General features: G+C 70.4%; 14 protein-coding genes. 11 read left to right on the top strand and 3 right to left on the bottom strand.

Annotated features, from left to right (window positions below; translation table 11 throughout):
• The first annotated feature begins 35 nt into the window (after window positions 1-35).
• The 8 genes from purU to H4687_RS01075 are packed head-to-tail and all read left to right on the top strand — an operon-like array spanning window position 36 to window position 6432.
• Window positions 36-971 (top strand): formyltetrahydrofolate deformylase, encoded by a 936-nt coding sequence (gene purU, locus H4687_RS01045; protein WP_078907531.1) that lies wholly within the window; start codon window positions 36-38, stop codon window positions 969-971.
• Window positions 972-992: 21 nt separating this feature from the next.
• Window positions 993-2201: an FAD-dependent oxidoreductase gene (locus H4687_RS01050; protein ID WP_046915471.1), complete on the top strand. Its 1209-nt coding sequence runs from the start codon at window positions 993-995 to the stop codon at window positions 2199-2201.
• 44 nt (window positions 2202-2245) lie between these two features.
• Window positions 2246-3154: an alpha/beta fold hydrolase gene (locus tag H4687_RS01055; protein WP_159026151.1), complete on the top strand. Its 909-nt coding sequence runs from the start codon at window positions 2246-2248 to the stop codon at window positions 3152-3154.
• Between the two features lie 11 nt (window positions 3155-3165).
• Window positions 3166-3645, top strand: a complete 480-nt coding sequence (locus H4687_RS47910; protein WP_306790945.1) for an SDR family NAD(P)-dependent oxidoreductase — start codon at window positions 3166-3168, stop codon at window positions 3643-3645.
• A 46-nt stretch (window positions 3646-3691) separates the two neighbouring features.
• On the top strand, window positions 3692-3928 hold the full coding sequence (locus tag H4687_RS47915) for an SDR family oxidoreductase (protein ID WP_306790946.1): 237 nt from the start codon (window positions 3692-3694) through the stop codon (window positions 3926-3928).
• A gap of 38 nt (window positions 3929-3966) precedes the next feature.
• Window positions 3967-4863 (top strand): LLM class F420-dependent oxidoreductase, encoded by an 897-nt coding sequence (locus H4687_RS01065; RefSeq protein WP_046915469.1) that lies wholly within the window; start codon window positions 3967-3969, stop codon window positions 4861-4863.
• On the top strand, window positions 4860-5342 hold the full coding sequence (locus H4687_RS01070) for a nuclear transport factor 2 family protein (RefSeq protein WP_046915468.1): 483 nt from the start codon (window positions 4860-4862) through the stop codon (window positions 5340-5342). The genes H4687_RS01065 and H4687_RS01070 overlap by 4 nt, the downstream gene beginning before the upstream one ends.
• 1 nt (window position 5343) lies before the next feature.
• Entirely contained in the window at window positions 5344-6432 is a 1089-nt protein-coding gene (locus H4687_RS01075; protein WP_050399393.1) for an NADP-dependent oxidoreductase, read from the top strand.
• A gap of 126 nt (window positions 6433-6558) precedes the next feature.
• Here the strand turns inward: H4687_RS01075 and H4687_RS01080 are convergent, their stop codons facing one another.
• From H4687_RS01080 to folD, 3 genes are all read right to left on the bottom strand, one after another.
• Window positions 6559-7623 carry a maleylacetate reductase gene (locus tag H4687_RS01080; RefSeq protein WP_233443629.1) on the bottom strand — a complete coding sequence of 355 codons (1065 nt, stop codon included), beginning with the start codon at window positions 7621-7623 and terminating at the stop codon, window positions 6559-6561.
• A 2-nt stretch (window positions 7624-7625) separates the two neighbouring features.
• Window positions 7626-8462, bottom strand: a complete 837-nt coding sequence (locus tag H4687_RS01085; protein WP_233443630.1) for a dioxygenase family protein — start codon at window positions 8460-8462, stop codon at window positions 7626-7628.
• Between the two features lie 61 nt (window positions 8463-8523).
• Window positions 8524-9381 (bottom strand): bifunctional methylenetetrahydrofolate dehydrogenase/methenyltetrahydrofolate cyclohydrolase FolD, encoded by an 858-nt coding sequence (gene folD / locus H4687_RS01090; protein WP_046915465.1) that lies wholly within the window; start codon window positions 9379-9381, stop codon window positions 8524-8526.
• A gap of 244 nt (window positions 9382-9625) precedes the next feature.
• On the opposite strand from folD, the gene H4687_RS01095 reads away from it, so the two are divergent.
• The 3 genes from H4687_RS01095 (at window position 9626) to H4687_RS47920 (ending at window position 12948) form a co-directional block, all read left to right on the top strand.
• Window positions 9626-11095 (top strand): hypothetical protein, encoded by a 1470-nt coding sequence (locus H4687_RS01095; RefSeq protein WP_050399394.1) that lies wholly within the window; start codon window positions 9626-9628, stop codon window positions 11093-11095.
• Window positions 11096-11167: 72 nt separating this feature from the next.
• The gene (locus H4687_RS01100) at window positions 11168-12007 is read left to right on the top strand and encodes an SDR family NAD(P)-dependent oxidoreductase (protein WP_046915464.1); all 840 of its coding nucleotides are present in this window, start codon (window positions 11168-11170) and stop codon (window positions 12005-12007) included.
• On the top strand, window positions 12004-12948 hold the full coding sequence (locus tag H4687_RS47920) for a PDR/VanB family oxidoreductase (protein ID WP_046915501.1): 945 nt from the start codon (window positions 12004-12006) through the stop codon (window positions 12946-12948). The genes H4687_RS01100 and H4687_RS47920 overlap by 4 nt, the downstream gene beginning before the upstream one ends.
• Window positions 12949-12970 lie beyond the last annotated feature (22 nt).

The following is a 12970-nucleotide window of genomic DNA, read 5'->3' on the forward strand; positions in this document are numbered from 1 at the left end:
CGAACCACCCTCATCGACAGTCAAGGAGGACCGTCATGTCCGTCGACGTAACCGAAACCGACGCCAAGGTCACCCGGCCGGCGCCGGACGCCGGCTTCCCGCAGTCCGCTTCGCCGACCCAGGACCTGGGGCGACTGCTCATCCGCTGCCCGGACCGGCCCGGGGTGGTGTCCGCCGTCAGCACCTTCCTCACGGAGGCGGGCGCGAACATCGTGTCGCTGGACCAGTACTCCACGGAGCCGGTCGGCGGCATGTTCCTGCAGCGCACCGCCTTTCGCCTGCCCGGGTTGAGCGCCGCCTGCGCCGAGTTCGAGCGGGAGTTCGGCGAGACGGTGGCGGCCGATTTCGGGATGGACTTCCGGCTGACGGAGGCGTCGAAGCTGAAGCGGGTCGCGATCATGGTGTCGAAGACCGACCACTGCGTCCTGGACCTGCTGTGGCGCAACCGGCGCGGCGAGCTCGACATGACCGTGGCGATGGTGATCAGCAACCATCCCGACCTCGCCGACGAGATCCGCCCGTTCGGTGTGCCGTTCATCCACACCCCGGCCACCCGCGACAACCGCGCTGAGGCCGAGCAGCGCCAGCTCGAACTCCTCAAGGGCAACGTCGACCTGGTCGTCCTCGCCCGCTACATGCAGATCATCACCCCGACCTTCCTCTCGGAGGTCGGAGCGCCCCTGATCAACATCCACCACTCCTTCCTGCCCGCCTTCATCGGCGCGGCCCCCTACAGGCGGGCTAAGGAGCGGGGCGTGAAGCTCGTCGGGGCAACCGCGCACTACGTGACCGAGGACCTCGACGAGGGCCCGATCATCGACCAGGACGTCGTACGGGTCAGCCATCAGCACACCACCGCCGACCTCGTGCGCCTGGGTGCCGACGTGGAGCGGGCGGTGCTGTCGCGCGCGGTGCGCTGGCACTGCGATGACCGCATCGTCCGGCACGAGAACCAGACCATCGTCTTCTGAAGCCCGCTGGGAGATACGACAGTGACAAAGCCGTCCACCGACGTTCTGGTCGTCGGCGCGGGTCCGGTGGGCCTACTCACCGCACTCGGGCTCGCCCAGGCGGGACTGAACGTGACCGTGCTCGAACGCGACTCCGCCATCGGCGACTCGCCGCGGGCCATGACCTATCTGTGGTTCGTCCTCGACGGACTGGCCGAACTCGGGGTCCTTCCCGACATGGAGCGCGAAGGCGTGCGCTCCCTCGACGGGCTGACCCTGCGAGTGCTGCGCACCGGCGAGGTCATCGAGTGGGGCAAGGTCTCGCTGGAGGAGACCACCGGGCGCCCGTACAACAACATCCACCTGGGCCAGGACCGGCTCGGCGAGATCACCCTGCGCCACCTTGAGAAACAGCCCGGTGTCTCGGTCCACTGGAACACCGCCGTCACCGGACTCGCCCAGAACGACGACGGGGTCCGCGTCACCGCCGACGGCCCGGACGGGCCCATCGAGTACACCGCCTCCTGGGTGGTCGGCACCGACGGCGCGAGCAGCACCGTCCGCAAGTCCCTGGGCCTTGGCTTCGACGGCATCACGTGGCCGGAGCGGTTCGTGGCGACCAACGTCCGCTACCCGTTCGACGCGTACGGGTTCAACGACGCCAACATGGTCGTCGATCCGCGGTACGGCGCGGTTGTCGCGAAGATCGACGACGAGGGCCTGTGGCGGGTGACGTACGCCGAGGACGCCGACCTGCCTGCCGAGCAGGTCCTGGAGCGGATGACCGCCTGGTTCGATGCCTTCCTGCCCGGCTCCAAGGATTTCGAGCTGGTGCATCACTCGCCCTACCGGCTGCACCAGCGGTCCGCCGAGCGGTACCGGGTCGGCCGGGTGCTGCTGGCCGGGGACGCCGCGCACGCCACCAACCCGACCGGCGGCCTGGGCCTGACCTGCGGCCTGCTCGACCTGTACGTGTTGTACCCGGCGCTGGCTGCCGTCGTCCGCGGGGAAGCTCCTGCCGACGTGCTCGACCGCTACGCCGAGGACCGGCGGCAGAAGTTCCTGGACATCGCCTCGCCCATGGCCAGCCAGTTCAAGCGGCTCGTCTACCACTCGACGGATCCGGCGAAACTCGACTCGGACCTGGCCGGGCCGCGCTCCGTCGCGGGTGATCCGGAGAAGGTCCGCGCCGCCCAGCTCGGCATGGCACAGCTGCGCTCCCCGCAGCTCGTTCCGGTGGAGGCGTCATGAGCCGGGGCTTTCGCTGGGTGGGAGGCAGCCGCACTGACACCCCCATGGGCAGAGGACTCAGCGGCGCGATGTACGTCGAGTGGGAGAAGCCGGAGGGGCCCGGCAGCTCCACCCCGGTCGTGCTCGTCCACGGCGGTGGCGGTCAGGGCACCGACTGGCTCGGCACCCCGGACAGTCGCCCCGGATGGGCCCCGCTGCTGGTCGAGCGGGGCCGGTCGGTGTACGTCGTCGACCGGCCCGGATACGGGCGCGCGGCAGGCACCGCCCCGGAAGGCGAGAAACGCGGACCCGCGCCGACGCTGGAGATGACGGCGGGGATCTTCGCCGCCGGCGCCGACCCCCGGCACACCCAGTGGCCGGGGCCGGGCGGGCCCGACGACCCCGCGGTCGTCAATCTCGCGGCGAGTTCTGCGAGCGTCCCGCTGGACCAGGCAGCCGCCCAGCAGCGGGACGGCGACCGGTTGATCGAACTGCTGGAGAGCATCGGCCCCGCCGTGCTGATCACCCACTCCCTGGGGGCACCGGCCGGCTGGCTGGCCGCCGCCGCCCGCCCGGACCTGGTCAAGGCCGTGGTGGCCCTCGAACCGCCGGGACCGCCCTTCCTGAACGCGCCGCAGATGGGCCTGTCCCTGGACTGGGGACTCACCTCCGCTCCCCTCCCCTACGAACCGGCCGTGAGCGCTCCGCAGGAGTTGCGCGAGGGGTCGACATGGACCGTTCCGGGGCTGCGGGGGCTGCCGGTGGCCGTCGTCGAGGCCGAGGCCTCGCCGCTGGGAGGGGGCGCGGGGGCCGTCGCGGACTACCTGCGCCAGGTGGGAGCGCGCGCCGACCACATCCGGCTCGCCGACCACGACGTGCGCGGCAACGGCCACGGCATGGTCCTCGAACTCAACAACCACGACATCCTCGACGTCGTCCTGCGGTGGCTGGACTCCGTCGGTCTCTCCTCATGAAAGGCGCTCCCATGCAGACCGCACAGCAGGACATGGCCGGACGGGTCGCCCTGGTCACCGGGGGAGGCGGCGGCATCGGCCGCGCCACCGCCCACGCCTTCGCCCGCCGCGGGGCACGGGTCGCCGTCCTCGACATCAACGGCGACCTGGCCGCGCAGACACTCAAGGAGATCAAGGCGATCGGCGGTTCCGCCGAGGTGTTCATCGTCGACGTGTCCGACGCGGAGTCCGTCGAGAGCGCCGTGGGCGCCGTGGTCGACCGCTTCGGCCGACTGGACTTCGCGCACAACAACGCCGGTGTGGAAGGCGAGGTGACCCGCCTCGCCGACGTCACCGAAGCCGACTGGAACCGTGTCATCGGCATCAACCTGACCGGCGTCTGGCTGTGCATGCGCGCCGAGATCAAGGCCATGAGCGCCAAGGGCGGCGCGATCGTCAACACGGCCTCCGCGTCCGGGCTGGTGGCGCGTCCGGGCGGCCTGTCGACCTAACGTTGCCAGCAAGCACGGTGTCGTCGGCCTGACCAAGGCCGCGGCGGTGGACTACGCCGCCGACGGCATCCGTGTCAACGCGGTCCTCCCGGGCCCGATCGCCACACCGTTCACCGAAGACCTGCCCCAGGAGATCAAGGACCAGCTCCTGTCCCTGACGCCGATCCGCCGGTTCGCGCAGCCCGAGGAGGTCGCCGAGTCGGTGGTGTGGCTGTGCAGCAACGCCGCCTCGTACTTGGCGGGCGCGGCCCTCGCGGTGGACGGCGTCGTCGTCGCCTTCTGACCGATCCCCCTTCGGAACCCAGCACGGCAGGAGGACGAATGAAATTCGCCATCGGATTCGCGACCATCGGAGCGTCGATGGAGCCGGGCGGGCTGGCAAGCCTCGCACGGACCGCGGAGGAACTCGGCTACGAGTCGATCTGGTCCGTGGAACATCCAGCCATCCCGGAGAACTACACCTCCGTCTACCCCTACAGCCCGACGGGCCGGATCGAGGCACCGTCGGAGGCTCCTCTCCCCGACCCCTTCACCCCGCTCGCGTACGCGGCAGCGGTCACCACGCGGCTGCGGCTGGCCACCGGGGTCTGCATCCTTCCGCAGCACCACCCGATCCAACTCGCCAAGATCTGCGGCACACTCGACACGCTCTCCCAGGGACGCCTGATGCTCGGCGTCGGGGTCGGGTGGCTGCGTGAGGAGTACCAGGCCCTCGACCGTGACTTCGACAACCGCGCGGCACGGGCGCGGGAGTCCGTGGCGGCGATGCGCTCGCTGTGGAGCGAGTCACCCAGCGAGTTCCACGGCCGGTTCTTCGACTGGCCGCCGATCTACTCCTCCCCGAAGCCGGTGCAGAAGGGCGGGGTCCCGATCCACGTGGGCGGCCACACCGAACTGGCCGCCAAGCGCGCCGCCCGCTACGGCAACGGGTTCTTCCCCGCCGTCCCCGGACCGGAGGCCATGGCGCCCCTGCTGGAGACGATGCGGGCCGAGTGCGACAAGCTCGGACGCGACTACGACGAGATCGAGATCAGCGCCGGCGCCACCCAGAACCTCACCGCCGACGTCGTACGCGGATACGAGGAACTCGGCGTCTCGCGCGTGTTCGTGGTTCCGAACGGCTCCTCCCAGGAAGAGGTGCGCGACGGGCTGGTCCGCTACGCAGAGACGGTCATGGCGGAGGTCGGCGCCGAGCAGCCCGAGGCGGTGGCGTCATGAAACTCGAGGAACTGGCCGACCGTCTCGAGATCATCGAGCTCTACGGCCGCTACGTGCACGCCGCGGACGCCAAGCGGGCCGACCTGCTCGACGAGGTGTTCCTGCCGGACTGCGTGATCGACTACACCGACGCCGGTCTGCCCGCCCCCTTCACCTGGGAGCAGGGCAGGGACGGTGGGTTCCTGACCGGCGAAGGCTTCGACCACGTCTTCCACATCTCGGTCAACCAGGTCATCGACTTCGAGGACGACGAGCGGACGATCGCGCACGTCAAGGCCAAGACGATCAACCCGTGGGCACGTCGCAACGACCAGGGCGAGGTCCGGGCCTTCCAGGTCCAGGGCTGGCACACCGACGTCCTGGTGAAGACCGGGAAGGGCTGGCGTTTCCAAAAGCGGCGGTGGACCACTGAGTGGGTCAGCGGCTGGTTCGGCGACGAGCTGCGCGTCTTCCGCGCCGCCGCAGAGATGATGGACTGAGATGGCCACCGCATCGGCGAGCAGCGCCGAACAGCTGCCCCGCGAACAGGCTTGGGTCATCCAGAAACCCTCGGTGGGCCACTACACGCCGGACTGCCTGCGCCTGGAGGAGCGGCCGCAGCGCCCCCTGGAAGAGGGCGAGATCCGGGTGGGCACCGTGTACCTCTCGCTCGACCCCTCGTACCTCACGCAGTTGCGCCTGGGTGACGCGGCGTACGTCGTGCCCCTCGACGTCGGCGACGTGATGAAGGGCGTCGTCCTGGGTGTCGTCGAGGAGACGCGCGCACCGGACTTCGCGCCCGGCGACGTCGTCTCCGCGCTGGCGGACTGGTCGACGCATCCGGTCCTCACGACCGGTGCCGGAGGGCCGATTCCGCCGACCAGGATCGAGCGGCAGCCCGGGGTGCGGCTGAGTGCCCACCTGACCGTCTTCTCCCACATCGGCCTGGTGGCGATGATCGGGATGGGTGAGATCGCCAAGCCGGAGGCGGGCGAGACGGTCCTGGTCTCGGCTGCCGCCGGGGCGGTGGGGACGATCGCGGCACAGATCGCCCAGGCCTACGGCTGCCGGGTGATCGGGATCGCCGGCGGCGAGGAGAAGTGCCGGTTCCTGCTCGACGACCTCGGACTCGACGGTGCCATCGACTACCGCTCGGAGAGTGTGGACGAGGCACTGGGCCGACTGTGCCCCGAGGGTGTCGACGTGTACTTCGACAACGTCGGGGGCGAGATGCTCGACACCGTCCTACTCCACCTCGCGAAGCGGGCGCGCGTGCTGCTGTGCGGGGCGATGTCGCAGTACGACCTTCCCGATCCGTCCCAGCACTACGGGCTGAAGAACACGTTCCGCCTCGTGCTGGCCAGTGCCCGGATGGAGGGCTTCATCCCGCCGGACCACGTCGACCGCTACGAGGCGATCTTCGGTGAGCTGGGTCGGCTGTCCATGACCGGGGCCGTCCGGCACCGTCCGCACGTCGTGGCCGGCATGGAGCAGGTGGCGTCCGCGCTGCAGCTGCTCCTCACCGGCGGCAACCAGGGCAAGCTCATGGTTCAGGTGTCGCACGACCCGTGGGATGGCGTCTCCGGCTGACTTGGCGCGAACACAAGTTGCGCACTGAGGCGCCGCTGACCAACGGAGAGATGACCCGGGTGGTCAGCGGCGCCTCTACCTGTCCGTCACACGGGTGTGTCCGGCACACGGGTTCGGCGGCCGCGGTCACAGACTGCCGGGAACGGAACCGCGCCACGCGCGTTCGAGAAGGGCGCGCACCGCCGTCTCCTCCACGGGGGCCGGATTGGCGTAGGGGGAGGCCAGCACGCCGCGGGCCACGTCGTCGAGGGCGTCGTGGCGCAGTCCGAGATCGCGCAGCCGGGTCGGTGCCGCCATGGTCACGGCGAGCTCGTGCAGCGCGAGACCGGCCTCCGCGCCCGGCCTGCCCAGGGCCGTTGCGACCACGTCCGCGGCCTGCGGGGCGGCGCCGGCGTTGTAGGCGAGCACGTGCGGCAGCACGACTGTGTGCGCCGAGGCGTGCGACAGGCCGAGCCCACCGAGTACATGACACAGCTTGTGGTGCAGGGACATCGTGGTCGAGTCCAGGGCGGCCCCGGACAGCCACGCTCCGCGAAGGGCCTCCGACCGGGCCTCTGGATCGGTCGCGAGTCGTGGCAGGGCACCGATGATCCGCCGTACCGCCTCCCCCGCAACCAGGTCGGTCATGGGCGTGCGGTCCGGGGCGTAGAGCGCTTCCACCGCGTGCGCGAGGGCATTGAAGGCCGAGGGGACCGCCAGTACGGCCGGGAACGTGGCGAACAGGGCCGGGTCGTACAGGACGGTGCGCGGCGCGACCACGGGGTCGCGGCCGGTGCGCTTGACGCCGTCCCGGGATATGCCCCACACCCGGGTCATCTCAGAGCCCGAGTACGTCGTCGGAACGGCCACGATCGGGATGCCCAGGGTGAGCGCGACGGCCTTGGCCAGGCCGACCGCCGAGCCGCCGCCCACGGCCACGAGTCCGTCGGCCTCCGCGTCGGCACACTGGGCCCGCACCGCCTCGGCCTGCTCCACGGGAACGTGCATACGCGCGTCCTCGACGGCGGTCACCAGCCGGGAACTGAGAACGTCCGCCGTGCGCCCGGCATGGCGGGGGCCGGCGATTGCCGCCACCCTGGTCAGTCCGAGCCGGTCCGTCTCGGCCGCGAGGTCGTCGAGCGCGCCGTCACGGAAGACCACCCGGCCCGCTCGCTGCTCGTGGACGAACACGTCCTTCGGGAGGTCAGGCACCCTCATCCCTCCTCGGGTCGCAGGGCGATCTCGACATGCGCGTGCCGGAACGGCACGGGGAGGTCGTGCGCGGCGGCCAACTCGCCTCCGCTCACCTCCTCGAAGTCCAGCACCAGACTCTCTTTGACCCCGAACACCGCGTCGGAGTCCAGGTAGTCGGAGCCCGCGACGAACACATGGGTGGTCAGCGGCTGGTGGCCCTCGGCGCCGACGATGAAGTGGATGTGCGCCGGTCGGTAGGGATGCCGGGCAGTGGCTTCGAGCAGCTGCCCGACCGGGCCGTCGTCGGGGATCGGGTAAGCCGCGGGCAGGATCGTCCGGAAGTGGAACCGGCCCTGCTCGTCGCAGGTGAACAGGCCGCGCAGATTGCGGTCCGGGACCTCGCCGGGACGCTGGACGTCGTAGAACCCCTTCTCATCCGCCTGCCACACGTCGATGAGCGCCCCTCCGAGCGGGCGGCCGTCGGGACCGAGGACCTGGCCGGTGACCAGGGTGGGTTCGCCGCCCTCGGCGAGGGAGATGGAGTCGCCGAGGGCGCGCGGCGGGGAGTCGACCATGTGGAACGGGCCGAGCACCGTCGACTCGGTCGTCGTCGGGCCGGGGCCTGCGTGGTCGAGGGAGTCGACGAGCATCGACATGCCGAGGACGTCGGAGAGCAGTTGGAACTCCTGCCGTACGTCGGTGCAGGCGTGGCCGGTCCGGGTCAGGAAGTCGATCGCGGTGTCCAGTTCCGCCTGAGTGAGGTCGACTTCCTTCGCGAAGGCATGCAGGTGCTCGACCAGTGCGGTGATCACCGTACGCAGTCGTGCATCCGGCGTGTCGCTGAAGGCCTGGGTCACGACCTCGGCGGATCGCTCTGCGGAGAACAACGGGCGGCTACGGGGCGCTGGGGGCACGATGTCAGTCCCTCGGGTGTGCGGCGGTCGCGGCCGCCAGGGTGTTGGACAGCAGCATGGCGATGGTCATCGGGCCGACTCCGCCGGGCACGGGGGTCAGCAGGCCAGCGACCTCGGCGACGGCCGGTGCGTCCACGTCGCCGATCAGACCGTCGGGGGCGCGGTGGATGCCGACGTCGATCACGGTGGTGCCCGGGGCGACCGCATCGGCGCCGATGATCCCCGGCTTGCCGGCGGCCACCACGAGGACGTCGGCCGACCGGCACATCCCCACAAGATCGCGGGTGCGCGAGTGACACACGGTGACCGTGGCGTTCCGCTGCTGGAGCAGCTGTGCCATGGGCTGCCCCACGAGCACCGACCGGCCCACGACCACGGCGTGGGTTCCCTCCAGGGGAACGTCGTACGCGTCGAGGATCCGCATCACGCCGGCCGGGGTGCAGGGGCGCAGGCCTGGGCGCCCCTGGGCCAGAAGGCCGGCGCTCGTCGTGGTCAGGCCGTCGACGTCCTTGGCCGCCGGGATGCGCTCGACCAGCGTCGGTGCGTCCAGGTGCGCCGGGAGCGGCAGCTGGAGCAGGATGCCGGAGACGGCCGGGTCCGCCGCCAACTCGTCGATGAGCGCTGCGACTTCGGCCTGCTCGGCAGTGGCGGGAAGACGGCGGTGCAGGTCGAGCATGCCCGCCTCGACGCACAGCCGACGCTTGTTGCGGACGTACACCTCCGATGCCGGGTCGTCGCCCACGAGCACGGTGGCGAGTCCGGGCGTCGTACCGCCCGCGGCCCGGAACGCCGCCACTCCCTTCGCGACCTCTTCGCTCACCTGGCGGGCCAGGGCGGTGCCGTCGAGTCTTCCTGCAGTCATGCGTCGTCCTTCGAAGTGTCCCCGCGTCGGTCTGCCCAGCGGCCCGCAAAGATGTCTGACAGCTGACAGCCGACGATTGTCTGCCGTCGCACGCTAACCGACGCCTGCGTCCCGCGGCGGGCCTCGTACCTGGAGCAGGTACCGCTAACGCGTAGTTCTGCCCTATCTGGCGGTCCTGGGCCGGGCGCAGCATCCACGGGACTTCTCCGCAGGACTTCATCCAGGGAGAGGGAGCCGTTCACCGGTGCCGACCACAGCGTCGTACCGCACCGAGCCAGAGAGGTTCGACATGGCCGAGATGCCGCAGAGCAAGACCTTTCCCCACACCCCGTTCGTGCCGTACGACCCCATCGTCCAGTTCCACGAGACGGCGGCCTGGTGCTTCGGCGGCGACGCGGAGGCGTGGGAGTACACGGGCTGGCGGGACGAGGTGCTGGCCGCGACGACGACCGTGTCGCTGCACGGCCACCTGAACCCCTCGCCGACGCTGCGGCTGACCGGACCGGACGCGCTGGCCTTCCTGTCCAGTGTGTGCGTCAACAGCCTCGCCACCTTCCGGGTGGGCGCGTCCCGGCACGCGATCATGACGGACGATCAGGGCCGGGTCGCCGCGCACGGGATGCTGCTGCGGCTGGCCGAGGACGACTTCGTCACGTACTGGCTCTCGCCCTACCTGGGCTACCGGCTGGCGCAGCGCCCCGACCTCGATGTGACCGCCGAGGACCTCACCGGCCGGGTCTTCCTCTTCCAGCTCAGCGGCCCGCGTTCGCTGGAGGTGCTGGAGGGCGCCGCCGAGGAGAACCTGCACGACATCAAGTTCCTCCGGCACCGCCTGGCGACGATCGCCGGCGCGGAGGTCCGGGTCATCCGGATTGGCATGTCGGGCACCCTCGCCTACGAGGTGCACGGTCCGGTGGAACACGCCATCCCCGTGTACGAGGCGCTGATGGCGGCCGGCGAGGAGTACGGGATCCGCAAGATGGGCGTGCAGGCCTACATGTGCCAGCACACCCAAGGCGGCTTCGGGCAGATGTACTACCACTTCCCGCTGCCCTGGGGCGAGGACGAGAACCTCCAGGCGTTCTTCGCAGGCCTCGGCTTCCCGCCGATCGGCAAGGACCTGCGGCTGCACGGCAGCGCGGGTAAGGACCTGGACCGCCGGTACCGGACCCCGTACGAGCTGGGCTGGGGGCACATGGTCAAGTTCGACCACGACTTCATCGGGTGCGAGGCGCTGGCGCGGGAGGCCGCGGCGGCGGCCAGGACCATGGTCACCCTGGTCTGGAACCCCGAGGACATCGCCGATGTGTACCAGTCGCAGTTCCGCAAGGGCGCGGAGCACCCGTACATGAACATGCCCAATCACTTCATGTACGAGGTCGGCGACCGCGAGCACCAGCAGAGCCTGTGGGCGGACCGCGTCCTGGTGGGCGGGCGGGACGTCGGCACGTCGTCCGGCCGGTGCTTCAGCGTGCACTCCGGCGAGATGCTCTCGCTCGCCACGGTGGAGACCGCCGTCGCCGACGAGGGCACCGAGGTCGTCGTGCTGTGGGGCGATCCCGGCACCCGCCAGAAGGAAATCCGGGCCACCGTCGCCCGCTTCCCGTACCTCGTCGATCCGGTCCGCAACGAGAAGTTCGACGTGTCGACGATCCCGAGCAAGTACGAGCCGGCGGCGGCCGCCGCGGGCGAAACGCGTACTGCCAACGCGTAGTTCTGCGCTACGGCGCCATGCGGCAGGAATTCGAGGATCACCTCACCACCGGGTAATGACGGAAGGAAGACGATGAAGTCGTTGCGGGGCAAGGTCGCCGTCGTGACAGGAGCCGCGAGTGGTGTGGGCCTGGGCCTGGCCGAGAGGTTCGCGAAGGAGGGGATGAAGGTCGTCCTCGCCGATGTCGAGGACACGCCCCTGCAGGAGGCCGTCGAGCGGATCCGTGCCCGGGGCAGCGAGGCGATCGCGGTCCGTACGGACGTGCGCTTTGAGGAGGAGGTCCAGCGGCTGGCCGACGCGGCCGTGGAGGCGTTCGGCGGCGTGCACGTCCTGTGCAACAACGCGGGCGTCGAGACCGGCGCCGAGTTCTCCGCCATCGCGGCGGAGAGCTGGAAGTGGGTCCTGGACGTCAACCTCTGGGGCGTCATCCACGGCTGCCGGGTCTTCCTGCCCCTGCTGCGGCAGCAGGAGGAGGCGCACATCGTCAACACCGGTTCCGGTGCCTCCTTCTCGGCCCAGCTGCCGACCTTTGCCCCGTACATCACGTCGAAGTTCGCCGTCCTCGGTCTGAGCGAGAGCCTCGACATGGAGCTGCGGGCCAACAACGAATCCGTGCGGGTGTCGTTCCTCGCGCCGATCGCCAAGACCCGGATGCCGGAGGCGGAGCGCAACCGGCCCGAGAACGTTCCCTCCAGCGAGGGAGACGCGCTGCGCGGCAAGGTGCTGGACACGATTCGCGCGGTCACCGCCCAGATCGGGCTGGAGCCCGCGGAGTTCGCCGAGCTGGTCGTGGACGCTCTTCACGAGAACCGGTTCTTCGTCGTCGTACGCCCTGAGGACTCCGTAGCAGCGCTGGAGCAGCGCATCGCATGGCTGAAGGGCGGCCCGGCACCCGAGCAGGCCAGGCCGTGACCATCGACAAACTGCGCCTGCGGGTACGGGACCGCTTCGCCGCCTCGTCGACGGTGGCCGGGATCGTGCTGGAGCACCCGGAGGACGCCGCGTTGCCGGCCTGGGCTCCCGGCGCTCACCTGACGCTGCATCTGCCGACCGGTCTGGAACGCCAGTACTCGCTGTGCGGAGACCCGTCCGACCCCACCACGTACCGCCTCGGCGTGCTCCTCGAACCGGCCGGGCGCGGCGGGTCGGCCTGGGTGCACGAGCACCTGCACCTCGGTGAGCACATCACCGTCAGCGGGCCGCGCAACAACTTCGAGCTGGTCCCGGCCGCCCGCCACCACTTCATGGCGGGCGGCGTCGGGATCACACCGATCCTGCCGATGGTGCGGGAGTGCGTGGAGCGCGGAACGGACTGGCGGCTCACCTATCTGGGCCGGTCCCGTGAATCGATGGCGTTCCTCGACGAGTTGGGCCCGTTCGACGGGCATGTGCGTGTGCACGTCGACGAGGAGTCCGGCGTCGCCGACATCGAAAAGCTCCTCGACGGCGTCGACGAGGACTGTCTCATGTACGCCTGTGGGCCGGAAGGCCTGCTGCGGGCCGTGGAGGCCGCCATGACCTCTCGGCCGGCGGGGAGCCTGCGCGTCGAACGGTTCGCGCCCCGGGAGCCCGGCCCCTCCGTCGACCGGCCCTTCACCGTGACCTTCGCGAGCTCCGGGATCACGGCGGAGGTGCCCGCCGACGCGTCGATCCTCGACGTGGCCGAGCGGCACGGGCTGCCCGTCGACTACTCGTGCCGCGAGGGCACGTGCGGCACCTGCGAGACGGCGATCCTCCGCGGTCGGGCGGACCACCGGGATTCGGTGCTGTCGGCCGAGGAGAAGGGAATCGGCGAGACGATGCTGATCTGCGTCTCCAGGGCCCTGACCGCCGAGATCGCACTCGATCTCTAGTTCCGGAACTTGTGAGGAGAAC

The sequence above is a fragment of the Streptomyces stelliscabiei genome (genome assembly GCF_014873495.1).
GTDB lineage: Bacteria > Actinomycetota > Actinomycetes > Streptomycetales > Streptomycetaceae > Streptomyces > Streptomyces bottropensis.

Coding starts and splice junctions, on each gene's coding strand:
- H4687_RS01065 (WP_046915469.1), top strand. CDS start 3,967: ATGAAATTCGCCATCGGATTCGCGACCATCGGAGCGTCGATGGAGCCG.
- H4687_RS01070 (WP_046915468.1), top strand. CDS start 4,860: ATGAAACTCGAGGAACTGGCCGACCGTCTCGAGATCATCGAGCTCTAC.
- H4687_RS01100 (WP_046915464.1), top strand. CDS start 11,168: ATGAAGTCGTTGCGGGGCAAGGTCGCCGTCGTGACAGGAGCCGCGAGT.
- H4687_RS01075 (WP_050399393.1), top strand. CDS start 5,344: ATGGCCACCGCATCGGCGAGCAGCGCCGAACAGCTGCCCCGCGAACAG.
- purU (WP_078907531.1), top strand. CDS start 36: ATGTCCGTCGACGTAACCGAAACCGACGCCAAGGTCACCCGGCCGGCG.
- H4687_RS47910 (WP_306790945.1), top strand. CDS start 3,166: ATGCAGACCGCACAGCAGGACATGGCCGGACGGGTCGCCCTGGTCACC.
- folD (WP_046915465.1), bottom strand. CDS start 9,381: ATGACTGCAGGAAGACTCGACGGCACCGCCCTGGCCCGCCAGGTGAGC.
- H4687_RS01055 (WP_159026151.1), top strand. CDS start 2,246: ATGGGCAGAGGACTCAGCGGCGCGATGTACGTCGAGTGGGAGAAGCCG.